The organism is Candidatus Rokuibacteriota bacterium (assembly GCA_016209385.1).
Classification (GTDB): Bacteria; Methylomirabilota; Methylomirabilia; order Rokubacteriales; family CSP1-6; genus JACQWB01.
Genome location: JACQWB010000096.1, coordinates 1 through 16286, shown reverse-complemented (window position 1 = coordinate 16286; position 16286 = coordinate 1). Strand labels below are relative to the sequence as shown.

At 69.0% G+C, this 16286-nt stretch carries 19 protein-coding genes; 8 read left to right on the top strand and 11 right to left on the bottom strand.

Translation table 11 applies throughout. The annotated features are described in order from the left end of the window. Positions 1 to 242: 242 nt before the first annotated feature. Positions 243 to 1547 carry a sigma-54-dependent Fis family transcriptional regulator gene (locus HY726_06625; GenBank protein MBI4608661.1) on the bottom strand — a complete coding sequence of 435 codons (1305 nt, stop codon included), beginning with the start codon at positions 1545 to 1547 and terminating at the stop codon, positions 243 to 245. Between the two features lie 175 nt (positions 1548 to 1722). Here HY726_06625 and trxA point away from each other — a divergent pair, with 175 nt between their 5' ends. The 8 genes from trxA (at position 1723) to HY726_06585 (ending at position 10695) form a co-directional block, all read left to right on the top strand. Beyond that, positions 1723 to 2049 carry a thioredoxin gene (gene trxA, locus HY726_06620; protein ID MBI4608660.1) on the top strand — a complete coding sequence of 109 codons (327 nt, stop codon included), beginning with the start codon at positions 1723 to 1725 and terminating at the stop codon, positions 2047 to 2049. A 19-nt stretch (positions 2050 to 2068) separates the two neighbouring features. Next, on the top strand, positions 2069 to 3604 hold the full coding sequence (trpE, locus tag HY726_06615; GenBank protein ID MBI4608659.1) for an anthranilate synthase component I: 1536 nt from the start codon (positions 2069 to 2071) through the stop codon (positions 3602 to 3604). Between the two features lie 14 nt (positions 3605 to 3618). Beyond that, positions 3619 to 4200, top strand: coding sequence for an aminodeoxychorismate/anthranilate synthase component II (locus tag HY726_06610; GenBank protein ID MBI4608658.1), 582 nt, complete (start codon positions 3619 to 3621; stop codon positions 4198 to 4200). After that, a complete protein-coding gene (gene thiL / locus HY726_06605; GenBank protein ID MBI4608657.1) occupies positions 4197 to 5240 on the top strand; it encodes a thiamine-phosphate kinase in 1044 nt (347 codons plus the stop codon). The genes HY726_06610 and thiL overlap by 4 nt, the downstream gene beginning before the upstream one ends. After that, positions 5237 to 6517: an HlyC/CorC family transporter gene (locus HY726_06600; protein MBI4608656.1), complete on the top strand. Its 1281-nt coding sequence runs from the start codon at positions 5237 to 5239 to the stop codon at positions 6515 to 6517. Before thiL ends, HY726_06600 begins: the two co-directional genes overlap by 4 nt. Continuing rightward, positions 6514 to 7779 (top strand): HlyC/CorC family transporter, encoded by a 1266-nt coding sequence (locus HY726_06595; GenBank protein ID MBI4608655.1) that lies wholly within the window; start codon positions 6514 to 6516, stop codon positions 7777 to 7779. The genes HY726_06600 and HY726_06595 overlap by 4 nt, the downstream gene beginning before the upstream one ends. Beyond that, positions 7779 to 8459, top strand: coding sequence for a dienelactone hydrolase family protein (locus HY726_06590; GenBank protein ID MBI4608654.1), 681 nt, complete (start codon positions 7779 to 7781; stop codon positions 8457 to 8459). Before HY726_06595 ends, HY726_06590 begins: the two co-directional genes overlap by 1 nt. A 190-nt stretch (positions 8460 to 8649) precedes the next feature. After that, positions 8650 to 10695 carry a class I SAM-dependent methyltransferase gene (locus HY726_06585; protein MBI4608653.1) on the top strand — a complete coding sequence of 682 codons (2046 nt, stop codon included), beginning with the start codon at positions 8650 to 8652 and terminating at the stop codon, positions 10693 to 10695. Positions 10696 to 10751: 56 nt separating this feature from the next. On the opposite strand, the gene rplQ is transcribed toward HY726_06585, so the two are convergent. The 10 genes from rplQ to HY726_06535 form a co-directional block, all read right to left on the bottom strand. After that, on the bottom strand, positions 10752 to 11204 hold the full coding sequence (gene rplQ, locus HY726_06580; protein MBI4608652.1) for a 50S ribosomal protein L17: 453 nt from the start codon (positions 11202 to 11204) through the stop codon (positions 10752 to 10754). Then, on the bottom strand, positions 11201 to 12178 hold the full coding sequence (locus tag HY726_06575; GenBank protein ID MBI4608651.1) for a DNA-directed RNA polymerase subunit alpha: 978 nt from the start codon (positions 12176 to 12178) through the stop codon (positions 11201 to 11203). The genes rplQ and HY726_06575 overlap by 4 nt, the downstream gene beginning before the upstream one ends. A gap of 12 nt (positions 12179 to 12190) precedes the next feature. Then, on the bottom strand, positions 12191 to 12814 hold the full coding sequence (gene rpsD / locus HY726_06570; GenBank protein MBI4608650.1) for a 30S ribosomal protein S4: 624 nt from the start codon (positions 12812 to 12814) through the stop codon (positions 12191 to 12193). Between the two features lie 12 nt (positions 12815 to 12826). Next, a complete protein-coding gene (gene rpsK, locus HY726_06565; protein MBI4608649.1) occupies positions 12827 to 13237 on the bottom strand; it encodes a 30S ribosomal protein S11 in 411 nt (136 codons plus the stop codon). Between the two features lie 3 nt (positions 13238 to 13240). After that, positions 13241 to 13639, bottom strand: coding sequence for a 30S ribosomal protein S13 (gene rpsM / locus HY726_06560; GenBank protein ID MBI4608648.1), 399 nt, complete (start codon positions 13637 to 13639; stop codon positions 13241 to 13243). A gap of 132 nt (positions 13640 to 13771) precedes the next feature. Beyond that, positions 13772 to 13885, bottom strand: coding sequence for a 50S ribosomal protein L36 (gene rpmJ / locus HY726_06555; GenBank protein ID MBI4608647.1), 114 nt, complete (start codon positions 13883 to 13885; stop codon positions 13772 to 13774). 332 nt (positions 13886 to 14217) lie between these two features. Beyond that, a complete protein-coding gene (gene infA / locus HY726_06550; GenBank protein ID MBI4608646.1) occupies positions 14218 to 14436 on the bottom strand; it encodes a translation initiation factor IF-1 in 219 nt (72 codons plus the stop codon). Positions 14437 to 14445: 9 nt separating this feature from the next. Continuing rightward, positions 14446 to 15213, bottom strand: coding sequence for a type I methionyl aminopeptidase (gene map / locus HY726_06545; protein MBI4608645.1), 768 nt, complete (start codon positions 15211 to 15213; stop codon positions 14446 to 14448). A 1-nt stretch (position 15214) separates the two neighbouring features. Further along, on the bottom strand, positions 15215 to 15991 hold the full coding sequence (locus HY726_06540) for an adenylate kinase (GenBank protein MBI4608644.1): 777 nt from the start codon (positions 15989 to 15991) through the stop codon (positions 15215 to 15217). A gap of 2 nt (positions 15992 to 15993) precedes the next feature. Next, on the bottom strand, positions 15994 to 16286 hold a 293-nt coding region (locus HY726_06535), incomplete at its 5' end, for a preprotein translocase subunit SecY (protein MBI4608643.1).

Sequence of the window (16286 nt, the reverse complement as noted above, 5' to 3'; positions counted from 1 at the left end):
GGCGCAGGCGATGAAGCTGCCTGCGCCGAAGCGCCTCGGCTCGAACTACCACGCCTGCGGCTCGTCGGCAGCCCCTCGGCTCGAACCACCATTCCTGGTGGAGATCTCGAGGGGGTCGTCGAGGCCCCCTCCGATTTGGCCTCGGTGGCTGTCGGAATAAGCACGTTCGAGCGCCGGCTCCGCCGCCGCAACCCATCCTGGTGGGAGGTCCGGAAGGGGGGCGTAGCCCCCCTACAGGTTCCCTAGAGGAGGCCGTAGTCCTTCAGACGCCGGTAGATCGTCCGCGGAGATACCCCGAGAGCGCGCGCGGTCTCTTCCTTGTCGTTGCCGTGGAGCTGAAGCGCCCGCAGGATCAGCTCCCGCTCCGCCTCCGCCAGCGTCGGGAGCTCCCCCGCCGCCGCCCCCACCCCCACCGGCCGCGCCGAGAGCGCCGGCAGGTCCGCCAGCGTCAGCTCCCCGCGCGCCCCCAAGGCGTACGCCCGCTCCAGCAGATTCTCCAGCTCCCGCACATTCCCCGGAAACCCGTACCCCATCAGCGCCCCCATCGCCTCCGGCCCTACCCCCGTCACCTCCCGCCCAAACCGCTCGTTGAACCGCCGGATGAAGTGGTTCACCAGCCCCGGGATGTCCCCCTTGCGCTCCCGGAGCGACGGCATCCCGATCCGCACCACGTTGAGCCGGTAGAAGAGGTCCTGGCGCAGACTGCCATCCTTGATCGCCTCCTCCAGCCGCCGGTTCGTCGCCGCGATCACCCGCACGTCCACCGTGTGCGTCTTCGGCGACCCCACCGGCCGGATCTCCTTCTCCTGCAGCACCCGCAAGAGCTTCACCTGCAGCGCCGGCGGGAGCTCCGCCACCTCGTCCAGGAAGATCGTGCCCCCGTTCGCCGACCTGAACAGCCCCAGAGTGTCCGCCACGGCCCCCGAGAAGGCCCCCCGCACGTGGCCGAAGAACTCCGACTCCAGCAGGTCGGCGGGAATGGCGCTGGAATTCACCGGGATGAAGGGCCCGTCCCTCCGCGCCGAGAGCCGGTGGATCGCCGCGGCCACCAGCTCCTTGCCGGTCCCGCTCTCCCCCTCGATCAGCACGGGCGAATCCGTCGCCGCCACCTTCGTCACGACCTCCTTGACCCGCTCCATCTGGGGCGAGGTCCCCACCAGCTCACTCACCGTCATCTGCTCCTCGAGCCGGCGGCGGAGCGAGCTGACCTGGCGGCGGAGGAAGCGCCGTTCCATCAGTCGGTTCATGAGGTGACGCAGGTCGTCCAGGATCAGCGGCTTATTCAGGTAGTCGTAAGCGCCTTCCTTCAACGCCTCGACAGCGGTACTGACGGTGGGATAGCCGGTCATCATCACGACCTCGATGGCTGAGTCGTGACGCTTGATCTCGCGCAGGAGCTCGAGCCCGTCCATTCCGGGCATCCGGATATCGACGAGGGCGGCGTCGAAAAGCTGGCGCTTGATCAGCTCGATGGCATTGGCCCCGGTGCCTGCCGTGACAACCTGGTACCCCCAGTCGGCCAGGGCGTCCGTCAAGACCTCTTTCAAACGCTCCTCGTCGTCTACGACGAGTACCTTGGGCCGGTCTACCGTCATGTTAAGATGGGAGTATATCGTATCAGTGTCAAACTGACAAACAATGGTGGGTTGGCTTGCTAAAGGGGGAGGCACTATGCTAGCGTAATTTCCGTTTGGGGCACCCTACCGAAGGAGACTGACACGCATGGCCGAAGACACCCTCTCCCTCTCCGAAGCCACGTTTGATCAGGAGGTTTCCCAGCATCCAGGGCTGCTGATGGTGGACTTCTGGGCGGAGTGGTGCGCGCCCTGCAAGATGCTGGCTCCGGTTCTGGACGAGCTGGTCCGCGAGTCGGCCGGCAGGGTCACCCTGGCCAAGGTGAATGTGGACGAGAACCCGGGACTGGCGGCCCGGTACGGGATCCGCTCGATCCCAACCGTCCTGTTCATCAAGGACGGCAAGGTGCTCGATCAGGTCATCGGAGCGGTCCCCCGGGCCCAGATCAGAAAGAAGCTCGACGCGCTAGCCTGAGGCTGGCCAGAAACGCTCCATGAAAGCTGCTGCGCTTCGCGTCCCTCCCCTCTCGCCGCCCCGGGAAGAGTTTCGAGCCCTGGCCCAGCGCGGGAACCTGATCCCGGTCTTCACCGAGCTTCCGGCCGATCTGGACACGCCACTCTCCGCCTTCCTCAGGCTCAGGCCCGGGCCCTACGCCTTCCTCCTGGAATCCGTCGAGGGCGGGGAGAAGTGGGCGCGCTACTCGTTCCTGGGTTCGGACCCGCTCATGGTGCTCACGGCCAAGGCCGGCCGGAGCACGCTCAGGGGCCCCGACGGCAAGAGCGAGCGCCTTCCCTCGGGCAACCCCCTCCGGGCGCTCAGGAGCCTGATGGGCCGTTTCCATCCGGTATCCGTCCCCGGGCTGCCCCGCTTTCAGGGCGGGGCGGTCGGCTACGTGGCCTACGACGTGGTGAGGTACCTGGAGCGGTTGCCCGCGACGCTCCCGGACGATCTCGACCTTCCGGAGGCTGTCTTCCTCCTCACCGACAGCCTCCTGGTCTTCGACAACCTTCGCCACCGGCTCCTGGTGATCGCCAACGCTCACGTGGACCGGACCGACCCGGCCTCGCTCGACCGCGCGTACGATTCAGCGGCGGTGAAGATCGGCATGCTCCTGGCCAAGCTGGGCCGCCCCGCGCGCACGCCGCCACCGCTCGCTCTCCCTTCCGTCGAGCCGCTCGTGGCGCTCGGCGAGGAGGGGTTCGGCTCGTCGATGGACCAGGCGACGTTCATGGAACGAGTCAGGCGAGCCAAGGAATACATCGCGGCCGGCGATGCCTATCAGATCGTGCTCTCGCGGCGGCTCGACACGAAGGTGACGGCCGACCCGTTCCGGATCTACCGGGCGCTCCGGACCATCAACCCCTCTCCGTACCTCTTCCTCCTGCGCCTCGGCAAGACGTCCATCATCGGCTCGTCGCCCGAGGTCCTCGTCCGTGCCGAGGACGGAACCGTGGAGGAGCGCCCCATCGCCGGCACCCGCCCGCGCGGCCCGACCGAGGCGGAGGACGCCCAGATCGAAGCCGAGTTCCGGGCCGACATCAAGGAGCGTGCCGAACACCTCATGCTCGTGGATCTCGGCCGCAACGACGTGGGGCGGGTCTCCGAGCTCGGTTCGGTGGAGGTCAGCGAGTTCATGGTCGTCGAGCGCTACTCCCACGTCATGCACCTGGTGAGCCACGTGCGCGGCCGCCTCGCGTCGGAGCGCGACGCCTTCGATGTGCTGGAGGCCTGCTTCCCGGCGGGGACCGTGACGGGCGCCCCCAAGATCCGGGCCATGGAGATCATCGAGGAGCTGGAGCCGGTCCGGCGCGGCCCGTACGCGGGCGCGGTCGGCTACGTCTCCTACTCGGGGACCCTCGACTCGTGCATCACCATCCGCACGATCGTTTGCCGCGGCGACCGTGCCTCGGTCCAAGTCGGGGCGGGGATCGTCGCCGACTCCGACCCGAAAGCCGAGTGGCTCGAGACCTGCTCCAAGGCGCGAGGGCTCGTGCTCGCGCTTCGCTTCGCCGAATCCAGCCCGGCCTGATCCGGACCACCCACATGATCCTGGTCATCGACAACTACGACAGCTTCACCTACAACCTGGTGCAGTACCTGGGCGAGCTCGGCGCCGAGCTGCGCGTCGTCCGCAACGACGCCATCTCGCTCGACGCGATCGCCGCGCTCGCCCCCGAGCGCATCGTGATCTCCCCGGGGCCCGGGACGCCCGACGACGCCGGCGTCTCGCTGGAGCTGATCCGCAGCTTCCACGCGACGATTCCGATCCTCGGCGTGTGCCTCGGCCACCAGGCCATCGGCCAGGCGTTCGGCGGGCGCGTGAGCCGGGCCCGGCGGCAGATGCACGGAAAGATCTCGGAGATCAGCCACGACGGAAAGGGGGTGTTCCAGGGGCTCCCCTCGCCGTTCGGGGCGACCCGGTATCACTCTCTGGCGGTGCTCGACGAGGGGTTCCCGGCGGCGCTGGAGGTCTCGGCACGCGCCGAGGACGGGGAGATCATGGGGCTCCGCCATCGCAGGTACCGGGTGGAAGGCGTCCAGTTCCACCCCGAATCCATCCTCACAGTCCAGGGCAAGGCCCTCCTCCGGAACTTCCTCGCGCTCGGTGCCGCCGGAGCGGGATGAGAGTCTCCGAGCTCGGGGAACGCGGGTTGATCCTCCGGATCCGACGCGCTGTCGGATCCGGCGCCCCGGGCGTCGCGGTCGGGATCGGAGACGACTCCGCTGTGCTCGAGCCGTCCCGGGGCACGCGACTCCTGGCCACCACCGACCTCCTGCTGGAGGACATCCACTTCCGCCGCCGCTACGCCGAGCCTGCCGACATCGGCTGGAAGGCCCTGGCCGTGAACCTCTCGGACATTGCTGCGATTGGCGGGACCCCGCGGTTTGCGCTGGTCGCCCTGGCCTGCCCCGCCGGCACGGAGGTAGATGATATCGACGCGTTCTATGAAGGAATGCGTCTCGCGGCAGCCCCCCACGGCGTGGTCATCGTGGGTGGCGACACCTCGGCCTCGCCCGACCGGTGGATCGTGAACGTGACGCTCCTCGGGGAGCTGGAGGGAGCACCAAAGCTCCGCTCCGGGGCCCGGCCAGGCGACCTCCTCGCCGTCACGGGAGCGCTGGGCGAGTCCGCCACGGGGCTGGCGCTGCTGGAAGCGACGACCGCCGGAGCCGCGGCACCGGCGCTCGACAGAGTCGAGCAACCCCTCCGGGACAAAGTGAGCCAGGCCCACCTCCGCCCGGTGGCCCGGGTTGCCGAGGGCCGCTGGCTCGGCGCATCCCCTGCCGTCAACGCCCTGATCGACCTCTCGGACGGCCTCGCCGCCGATCTCGGCCACCTCACCTCCGAGAGTAGCGCGGGCGCCCGGGTCTACCTGGAGAAGCTTCCGATCTCGGAGGCGGTCTGGAGCGTGGCGGCCGCGCTCGCACGAGACCCGTTCGAGCTGGCCGTCGCGGGCGGAGAGGACTACGAGCTCCTCCTGGCGGCGGACCCCTCGGCCTTCCCGGCGCTTGCCGCCGGGCTCGAGGCGGCCACGGGAACGCCGCTCGTGGCGATCGGCGAGATCGTGGAGGCGGAGGCCGGCGTGGCATTCCTGAACAGCCGAGGTGAGCCCGTGCCCGTCGGGCTCGGGTTCGAGCACTTCTCCTCCGCGCGGAGCCGGTGACAGCGATGGAGGCCTGGGTCGGCTGGGGGCTTCTCGGTCTGATACTGCTCCTGGGTTGCTCGGCTCTCCTCAACGGCGCCGAGGCCGCATTCTTCTCGCTGGGACGCCTGCGGCTCCGGCGCCTGGCCGACACCGAGGACACTCTGAAAGCGGCGACACCGTTGATCGCGCGCCCCCACGATCTCCTCGTTACCCTCCTGGTCGGGATCACCCTGATCGACATCGGCGCCTCCGCCATCGCCGCCTCCGTGGCGGAGCAGCTCCTGGGCCGCTGGGGCCTATCCGTGGCCATCGGCGCGATGATCTTCTTTACCACGGTCTTCACCGAGGTGCTGCCGATGTCGCTGGCCCTGGAGCGCGCCGAGCGGTTCGCCGTCTGGGTGAGCCGTCCCGTGTCCTGGCTCTCCGTCCTGCTGGCGCCGGCGCGCAGCCTGCTCGTTGGCCTGACCGCCGTCACGCTCAAGGCCCTCGGCTCGCCGGAGCAGCGCGAGCCCCTCATCACCGAGGAGGAGCTCCGCACGCTGGTGGATGTGGGCGCCCGCGAGGGCGTGGTCGAACGCACCGAGCGCGAGATGATTCACAAGGTGTTTGAGCTGGAGGACACCCTGGTCCGCGAGGTCATGGTGCCGCGGCCCGACATGTTCTGCCTCGACATCTCCACGCCCCCCGCCCGGGTCCTCGAGGCGCTCCGGGAGCAACTCCACTCGCGCGTGCCGGTCTACGAGGGGAGCGTTGACCGGATCGTCGGGATCCTCTACACGAAGGAGCTCCTCCCCTACGTGCGGAGCGGCGCGCCAGACCTCGATCTCAGGGCCCACCTCCACCCGCCCTACTTCGTCCCCGAGTCCAAGCGCGTGCACGCCCTCCTCAAGGAGTTCCAGGCGAAGAAGCTCCACATAGCGATCGTCGTGGACGAGTACGGCGGCACGGCGGGGCTGGTCGCGCTGGAGGATCTCCTCGAGGAGCTGGTCGGCGAAATTTCCGACGAGTTCGATGTCGAGGAGCGGCTCATCCAGCCGATCGACGCGCGGACCTATCGGGTGTCCGGGAAACTCCCGATCGACGAGCTGAATGCCGCGACCGGGCTCGTGCTGTCGAGCGAGGCCTACGACACTGTCGGCGGGTGGGTGCTCGACCTCTTCGGCCGAATCCCTCACCGCAGCGAGCGGATCGAGACCCCGGAGGTGACGGTGGTGGTGGAGAAGGTGCAGCGCACCCGGATCGTCGAGGTGCTCGTCACGCTCAGGACGGGCGCACCCGACAAGGCGGCGGCATGATCTCCTTCTGGGTCATCCTGGGCTGCCTCATGGCGACCGCCTTCTTTTCCGCGGCGGAGATGGCATTCGTGGCCGCGAATCGGGCCAGGCTGCGCCACCTGGCCGAAGAGGGCCACACCGTGGCGGCACGCTACCTGGAGGCCTTCTCCCGCCCGGAACAGCTTCTCTCCGCGGCCAAGATGGGGGTCCCCATCACCCACATCATCGCCGCCTCGGTCGCCACCTGGGCGCTCCTCCCCCTGCTGGGACCGGCCGCCGCCCTCGTCGCGACCCTGGTCCTGACCCCGACGATGCTCGTGCTTGGAGAGGTCATCCCCAAGGCGATCGCCCAGCAGTGGGCGACCGCACTCATCCTCCGACTCTTCCGCCCGCTCAGCTGGGCGGCCTGGCTCCTGACGCCCCTGACATGGACGGCGAGCAAGATCGTCGAGGGCATCCTGCGGCTCCTCGGCCGGCCCCGGGCGCACACGCGGCACTTCGTGTCCCGGGAGGGGCTCAAGCTCGTGCTCCAGATGGAGCCTGAGGAATCGGACGTGACCACCCAGGAAGCGGAAATGATCGACAAGATTTTCGAGTTGGGGGAGACCAGGGTGCGCGAAGTGATGGTGCCGCTCATGGACATGGCGGCGCTTCCCGAGACCGCCACGCCGGACGAGGCGCTCGCGCTGATCCAGGAGCGGGGCTTCTCCCGCCTGCCGGTCTTCAGGGACCGCGAGCTCAACGTGGTGGGGGTCGTGACCGCCATGGATCTCCTGAGGCGTGGCGCCGCCGGGCAGACCCTGAAGGCGCTGATGCGCCCGGCGACCTACGTCCCTGAGACCAAGCGCATCGACGACCTCCTGCGCGAGATGCAGAAGGCGCGGATTCAGCTGGCGGTGGTGGTGGACGAGTACGGCGGCGCGGTGGGCATCGTCACGCTTGAGGATATCCTGGAGGAGATCGTCGGCGAGATCCAGGACGAGCACGACCGGGTGCCGGAGACCATCGAGCGCCTGCCCGACGGCAGCTACCGGGTTGCCGGGCGCGTCCAGATCGACGAGCTGAACGAGACCCTGGAGTGGGACCTGCCCAAGGCCGACTACGAAACGTTGGCCGGGCTCATCCTGGCCACGCTCCACCGAATCCCGCGGGTCGGCGAGCAGTTCAGGATCGGCCGCTACCACGTGACGGTGCTGGACGCCGACGAGCGCCGGGTCATCGCCGTCAAGATCGCTGCCGCGCGCACCGAACTCGCACACCCCCAGCGAAAGGAGGCACCCTGATGGGCAGCACGATCCAGTACCAGCGCAACGGTCAGAAAGTCAGTGCTTACCTGAGCACGCCTCCGGGCGCCGGGCCGTTCCCCGCCGTGATCGTCATCCAGGAGTGGTGGGGCCTCAACGCCCACATCCGGGAGGTCGCGGACCGGTACGCCAAAGAGGGCTACGTGGCGCTCGCCCCCGACCTCTACCACGGCAAGGTGACTGACGACCCCAACGAGGCGGGCAAGCTCATGGGCGCCCTCAACCGCGACGAGGCGATCAAGGACCTGATCGGCGGGATCCAGCACCTCAAGGGCCAGAAGAATGTTCGGACGGACCGGATCGGGGTCACGGGCTTCTGCATGGGAGGCTCCTTCGCGCTGCTCCTGCCGTGCAAGACGAAGGAGGTCAAGGCGGCGGCGCCGTACTACGGGGAGGTCCCCGACGCGGCCACGCTCCAGGCCCTCGCCTGCCCGGTGCTCTACATCTACGGGGACGCCGACTTCTGGATCACGCGGGACGACGTGCGCCGGCTGGAGGAGGCGCTCAAGAAGTACAACAAGCCCGGCGAGGTGAAGATCTACCCGGGCGCGCCCCACGCCTTCTTCAACGACTCGCGCAAGGACGTCTATCGCGCAACCGAAGCCCAGGATGCCTGGCGCCGCACTCTAGACTTCTTCGCCAAGCATCTGAAAGGCTGACTTCGCGCGCGCACCCGCTGCGCGGGTACCCGGCCCGCGCAAGCTCCCGCGGGAGGTTCGGAGGGGGCCGTCGAGGCCCCCGCCGAGTAGAAGCCCAGGATGCCTGGCGCCGCACTCTTGATCCGCGCTGTAGCATCGGCTCCTGACGGGCCATGAGCCTGACGCCGGCGCGCGTCGAGGCGGACAAGTGATGGTGGCTCAGCCGCTGGCTCGCGGTGCCCACCTGGTCGGCAGCGTGCCGCTGGCCAGCGCGGAGGTCGTCTTTCGCACTGTCGCCGCCGAGATCGGCGACCGGCTCCGGCGCATCCCCGACGGCGAGACCGGCCCGCGTTCCGACTGGATCGTGTGGCAGCTCCCCGTCTTCACGTCCCAGCCCGAGCTCGAGGTCGTGCCGCCCGGAGCAAACAGCTGGCGCCCGTTGCCGCGCGTCCGCCTCGCCGAGGGCGCGCGTCCGGAAAGCGTCACCTTCACGGCCCTGGGGTACGCCGAGGCGGCCATCGCCTCCTACCGCGTCTTCGCCCGGCTGAAGCGCGACGGGCTGGTGCCGGTCGCGTGCCGCTTCCAGGTGTGCCTGCCCACGCCGCTGGCCCCGATCAGCGCCTTCGTGGTGCCCGAACACCAGGGGCTCCTGGAGCAGGCCTACGAAGACCAGTTGCTCGGCGAGCTGCGCGTCATCCTCCAGGGCGTGCCGCACGACCAGCTGGCGATCCAGTGGGACACCAACTTCGAGTTCGGGATGCTGGAAGGCGTCTTCCCGGTCTGGTTCGACGACGCCAAGGGCGGCATCCTGGAGCGCCTGCTGCGGCTGTCCCGCCAGGTGCCGCCTGACGTCGAGCTGGGCTACCACTTCTGCTACGGCGACGTCCAGCACCGGCACTTCAAGGAGCCGGCCGACGCCGGCAAGCTGGTCGACGTCGCCAGCGCGCTGACGGCAAGCCTCGGCCGCCCCCTCAACTGGATCCACCTCCCGGTCCCGCGCGCCCGCGTGGACGACGCCTACTACGCGCCGCTGGAAGCCCTACGCCTGCGCCCCGAGACCGAGCTCTACCTGGGCCTCGTCCACCACACCGACGGCGTCGAGGGCACGGCCCGCCGCATGGAGGTCGCGCGCCGCTTCGTCTCCGGCTTCGGCATCGCCACCGAGTGCGGCTGGGGCCGGCGCGCTCCGGCCACCATCCCCGAGCTGCTGCGCATCCATCGCGAGCTGAGCGGACCGATCCAGCAGCGCGGCGGGCCACGGCGCCGCTTCCAGTGGCCACCCGGCTTCGCGCGCGTCCCGGACGAGGACTGGACGCGTCAGCCGGTGGACACCTTCGGGCTCCAGTACGACACCGTCGAGAACCACGGCTGGTATCAGAACCTCGACCCGACGGTGGAGGACCTGGCCCGGCACCTGGCGGAAGGCGAGGGCCTGATCGACTACTCGGGTGGCACCGGGATCCTCCTCGACCGGCTCAAGCTACGGATCTTCGACCGCCAGGTGGGGATGCTGATCGTCGACAGCTCGCCCAAGTTCCTCCGCGTTGCGCTGGACAAGTTCGCCGATGACGAGCGCGTCGCGTTCCGCCTGCTACGCTGGCTCAAGGAGGAGAAGCGGCTCGAGCTCCTCGAGGAAGTGCTCGGCCCCGAGCTGCTGGCGCGTCGGGTCGACGCCATCGCCTCCACCAACGCGATCCACCTCTACCTGGACCTCCCCGAGACGCTCGCCTCCTGGGCCCGGGTGCTGCGGGCGGGAGGGCGGGTCTTCGTGCAGTCGGGCAACATCCGCAACCCGGAGGCCCGCCCGAGCGACTGGATCCTGGACGAGACCGTGTGGGCGATCCACGAGGTCGCCACCGGACTGGTCCGCAACGACCCTCGCTACGCCGCCTACCGGCCACTGCTGGACGACGAGACCCGGATGCAAGCGCACCTGGCCCACCGCGACCGGGTCTTCCTCCCGGTGCGGCCGCTCGACTACTACCTGCGCTGCCTCGAGGGCGCCGGATTCCGCGTCGAGGAGGTGACCGCCCGCACTATCGAGGCCCGGGTCGACGACTGGTTCGAGTTCCTGAGCGCCTATCACGAGGCGGTGTTGGGCTGGGTGGGCGGCTCGGTCAAGGTCGACGGCAAGGCCCCCGGCCAGGACGCCGTGCGCGACCGGCTGGCGCTGATCCGCCACGCCATGGACACGCTCTTCGGCGGCCGGCAGGCGTTCCGGTGCTGCTGGACCTACATCAACTGCGTCAGGCCGTGAGGAGCTGGCGCGCGCGCCTCCGCGCCGCGCTCGTCGGAGGTGATCCGGGCCAGACGCTACGAGCCTGCTGCCGCCGCGGCCTTCTGCTTCTTGCCTCTGCGCCCCTTCGCGGCCTCGGCGGCTTTCGTCTTCTCCTTGTCCTTCTTGTCCGGAGGGCGGTCCACGAGCTCCAGCAGCACCATCGGGGCGTTGTCCCCCGCCCGGTGCCCCGCTTTCACGATCCGCGTGTAGCCGCCGTGACGCTCGGCGTAGCGGGCCGCCACCGTGTCGAACAGCTTCTTCACCACGGTCTCGTCCGGCACCAGGCGCAGCGCCTGACGGCGGGCGTGGAGGCTCTCCCGCTTGGCCAGCGTGATCATCCCATCGGCCAGGCCCCGGACCGCTTTGGCCTTGGCCTCGGTGGTCGTGATCCGCTCGTGGCGGAACAGGGCGGTCAGGAGGTTCCGGAACAGGGCCCAGCGATGGGCGGTCACGCGTCCCAGCTTCTTGCCCGCCCTGCCGTGCCTCACCGGACACCTCCACGCCCGGCAGCGGCCAGCACCGCCGGATCGATCCGCATCCCCAGCGATAACCCCAGGCCCGCCAGCACGCTCTTGATCTCCTCGAGCGACTTTTCGCCGAGGTTCTTCACCTTCTCGATCTCGGCCTCGGTCTTCTGCACGAGATCCGCCACCGTGAGGATGTTGGCGTTCTTCAGCGCGTTGACGGCCCGAGTCGGGAGCGTCAACTCCTCCAGGCTCTTGGCGAGCGCTTCCTGCAGGAAGTCCACGCCTTCCTCCGCCACCTCCTCGGCGGGCGACACCTCCGGCGCCAGGAGCGCGAAGTGCTCTTGCAGCTGGGTGGCGGACTGGTTCAGGGCCTCGTCGGGCGTGACCGCACCGTTCGTCCAGATCTCGAGCACGAGCTTCTCGTAGTCGGTCACCTTGCCGAGCCGCGACATCTCCACGTTGTACGCCACTCGCTGAATGGGGCAGTAACTCGCGTCGAGGGGCAGCGCGCCCGGCGGCACGACTCCCTCGGAATGCCTGTCGGCGGCCACGTACCCCCGCCCGATGTGGATCCCCACCTCCATGCTGAGGTGGCCGCCCTTTTCCACCGACGCCAGGTGAAGCTCAGGATTGAGAACAGTGACCCTGGGGTCGGCGAAATCGGCCCCGGTAACCTCTTTGGGTCCTTTGATGTCCAGCCTGGCTGTCAGCGGTTCGCCGCCGGGCACGTGCACGGCCAGCTTCCGCACGTTCAGGAGGATGTCGGTCATGTCCTCCTTGACCCCTGGGCTGTGGGCGAGCTGGTCCTTCATCCCCCCGACCCTCACCCAGACGATGGCCGCCCCGGGGATGATGGCGAGCAGAGTGCGCCGGAGCGAGTTCCCGACGGTGAGCGCGTACCCCTTTTCGAAGGGCTCTGCCACGAGGCGCCCGTACTGGCTGGTGAGAATTTCCCACTCGATCGTCTTCGGCTTCTGAAACGGAATCCTCGGCATCGGACCCCATCCTCACTTCGAGTAGAGCTCGACGATGAGCTGCTCCTCCACCGGGATCTGAATGTCCTCGCGGAGCGGGAGCCCCCGCACGATCCCCTTCGTCTCCGCCGAGACCGCCTCGAGCCACGGGGGAATCTGCCCCCGCCCTGCGTTGAGGTTGTCGGTGACGCGCGCGGCCAGCTTGGAGGTTGGCTTGAGCTGGACCACGTCGCCGACCTTCACGAGGTAGGAGGGGATCATCACCTTGCGGCCGTTCACCCGGAAGTGCCCGTGCGCGACCATCTGGCGGGCCTCGCGGCGGGAGGCGGCGAAGCCGAGGCGGAACACGACGTTGTCCAGGCGGCGCTCGAGGAACTTCAGGAGGTTCTCACCGGTGATCCCCTTCTCGCGCTCCGCCCACGCGAAGTACTTCCTGAATTGCGTTTCCAGGATCCCGTAGATCTGTTTCGCCTTCTGCTTCTCGCGGAGCCGCACCCCGAAGGGGGTCAGCTTGCCGCGGTTCAGGCCGTGCTGTCCCGGCGGGTAATTCCGCCGCTCGATCGCGCACTTCTCGGTGAAGCAGCGGGCTCCCTTGAGGAAGAGCTTGATTCCCTCTCGCCGGCAGTGCCGGCAGGCCGCGTCTCTATATCTCGCCAACGTATTCCCTCCCTACACTCTCCGCCGCTTTGGCGGGCGGCACCCGTCGTGGGGGATCGGGGTGACGTCACGGATCGCCGTGATCTCCAGGCCGACGGCCTGGAGCGACCGGATGGCCGCCTCCCGACCCGCGCCCGGCCCTTTCACGCAGACCTCCAACTGTTTCAGCCCGAGGTCCATGGCCTTCCGGGCCGCGCTCTCGGCCGCAGTCTGAGCCGCGAACGGCGTGCTCTTCCGCGAGCCCTTGAACCCGACGCTGCCCGCGCTGGCCCAGGTCACCACGTTGCCCATCTTGTCGGTGATGGTCACGATCGTGTTGTTGAACGTGGCCTGGATGTAGGCGACACCGGTCCGGACTTCCCGGCGCTCCCGTTTCCGCGCGCCCTTCTTCCGGGGTGTTGGCTTCGGTGCGGCTTCGGCCATGGGTTAGCCTCCCGCCTTCTTCGCCGCCGCCACCGGCTTCTTCTTCACCATCACGCCGCGCCGCGGGCCCTTGCGCGTCCGCGCGTTGGTGTGGGTCCGCTGGCCGCGGACGGGCAGGCCGCGCCGATGCCGGATCCCGCGGTAACAGCCGATGTCCATCAGCCGCTTGATGTTCATCGAGACGTCGCGCCGGAGATCGCCTTCCACCTTTAGCTCGCGCTCAATGATCTCGCGGACCCGGGCCACTTCCTCCTCGGTCCAATCCTTGACCCGGCGGTTCGGATCCACCCCGGAGTGGGCGAAGATCTTTCTCGCGAGCAAGCGACCGATCCCGTAGATGTAGGTAATCGCCACCTCTCCGCGCTTGTCCCGCGGGAGGTCCACCCCTGCAATTCTCGCCATGCCTGTCTCCCTCCTCCTGCTCGAGCGCCGACCCCGCCGAGCGCGGGCTTTGCCCGCGCAACCCCTTCTGGGGGAGGTTTCGGAGGGGGCCCGGGTACCCGCGCCGAAGGCGTGGGTGTCCCCCTCCGACTTTCATCCCTGGCGCTGCTTGTGGCGCGGGTTCGAGCAGATCACCCGGACGACGCCTCCGCGCCGGACGATCTTGCACTTCTCGCACCGCACCTTGATCGACGGCTTCACTTTCATGTATTCACTCGCACCGCTCTACTCACTAACCACCGCTTGCCTCTTTCCAGCGCGGGCTTCGCCCGCGCAACCAACTCGGGCCTCGCCTCGTTCTTATCTACTCGGGTCTCGCCTCGTCGCTGGCCTCGCCTGCGGCTCGTCGGCAGCCCCTCGGCTCGAACTGCCACTCGGGCCTCGCGCGGCGCGACCCGCCCGACCCAGCTTCGCTGGGTGCCCGGGGTGCCGGCTGCCTCGCGGCATGGCCGAACCCGCCACGCTCGAACCACCATCTGGGGAGGCTTCGGAGGGGGCCCCTCCCCGCGCCTTCGCGCCGGGGGCCCGGCCCACTCCGACTATTTAAACCTATACGTGATCCGGCCGCGCGTCAGGTCGTACGGGCTCAGCTCTACCTTCACCCGATCACCCGGCAGGATCCGGATGAAGTTCATCCGCATTTTGCCCGACACGTGGGCCAGGACCTTGTGGCCGTTGTCCAGTTCCACCCGGAACATGGCGTTGGGCAGAGGCTCGACCACGGTCCCCTCGACTTCGATCGCATCTTCCTTCGGCATGCCCCTCCCCTACGCGGCGCTCCCGCCGTCCAGGCGGGTCAGGACCTCGGGTTCGTCCTCCGTGACGGCCACCGTGTGCTCAAAGTGGGCCGCCAGGCTCCCGTCCTCGGTCACCGCGGTCCAGCGGTCCTCGAGGATCCGAACCTCCGCGCTTCCCGCGGTCACCATGGGCTCGATGGCCAGTACCACGCCCGGCTTGAGCAATGGTCCCCGGCCCGGTTCACCAAAATTCGGCACCTGAGGATCCTCGTGGAGCGCGCGACCGATACCGTGGCCCACGAACGTCCGCACCACCGAAAAGCCGTGGCGCTCCACGTGCGCCTGCACGGCGTGAGACACATCCCCCAGGCGTTTCCCCGGGCGACACTGGCCGATGGCCAGGTCCAGGCTCTCCCGGGTGACGTCCAGAAGCTCCTGCACTCGCGGCGGCACTTCGCCGATGGCCAGGGTGAAGGCGCAGTCCGCGTAGTAGCCATCGACGATGCAGCCGAGATCGAGACTGACGATGTCGCCCTCCTTCACCCGCCGGTGCGCCGAGGGGATCCCGTGCACCACCTCGTCGTTGAGCGAAGTGCAGACCGTGGCCGGGAAACCCCGGTACCCCTTGAACGCCGGCCTCGCGCCACGCGCGAGGATCAACGCCTCCACCTCCCGGTCGATCTCGAGCGTCGAGACGCCGGGCTTGACGAGGTCCCGGAGCCGTCCCATGGCCTGCGCAAGAATCTGGCCGCCGGCGCGCATCAGCGCGATCTCGCGTGCCGACTTCAGAATGATCATCTCACGCCTGCCCCGCTCGCTTCGAGCGGGCACCCGCTCCGCGGGTACCCGGCCCGCGCAACCTCCGGGGGGAGGTTCGCACGGGGCGTGTACCGGCGCCCGCAGGGCGTGGGTGCGCCCCCTTCGGAGGAACGCCCGAGGGAAGCGCGGCGCGAACCGCGGCGCCGACGGACTCGATGGACCCCTCCCCAGCGACCACGGCCAGGAGCGAGCGCCGCCGGTAGTATTCGAGGAGCGGCGCCGTCTGCTCGCGGTACACGGCCAGCCGCCGGCGCACCGCCTGCTCACTGTCATCCTCGCGCTGGTACAGCTCGCCACCGCACCGGTCGCAGGCCCCGGCCTTCCGGGGCGGAGCGGAGACCAGATGGAACGTCTCTCCACACTGCCGGCACACCCGCCGCCCCGTGAGCCGGCGGAGCAGCTCAGCCTCGGAGACATCGAAGAAGATCACGCGGTCGAGCGCGAGACCGAGCGTCTCGAGGAGCCGGTCAAGGGCCTCGGCCTGGGCCACCGTGCGCGGGAAGCCGTCCAGCAGGAACCCCTTCCCCGCCTCGGCCTGGTCGAGCCGCTCGGCCACCAGCCCGATCACCACGTCGTCCGGAACCAGCACCCCCTGGTCCATGTGCCGCTTGGCCTCGAGTCCGAGCCGGGTGCCGCTCGCGGCCGCTTCCCTGAGGATGTCGCCGGTCGCGATCTGAGGGACGCCCCGCTCGGCGGCGAGCTGTCGCGCCTGGGTCCCCTTCCCCGCGCCGGGCGGGCCGAGAAAGACCGCACGCACCCTCAGGCCCGCACTTTGGCCTTCTTCCGCAGAAAGCCTTCGTAGTGGCGCATCAGGAGGTGGGACTCCATCTGCCGGACCGTGTCGAGGGCCACGCCGACGACGATGAGGAGGCTCGTACCCCCGAAGTAGAAGGGGACGTTGAACCAGAGGATCAGGAAGTCGGGCAGGATCGAAATCAGCGCCAGGAAGATCGCGCCCGGCAGCGTGATCCGGGTCAGCGTCCGGTCGATGTACTCGGCCGTCTTCCGCCCGGGGCGCACCCCGGGGATGAACCCGCCGTACTTCTTCATGT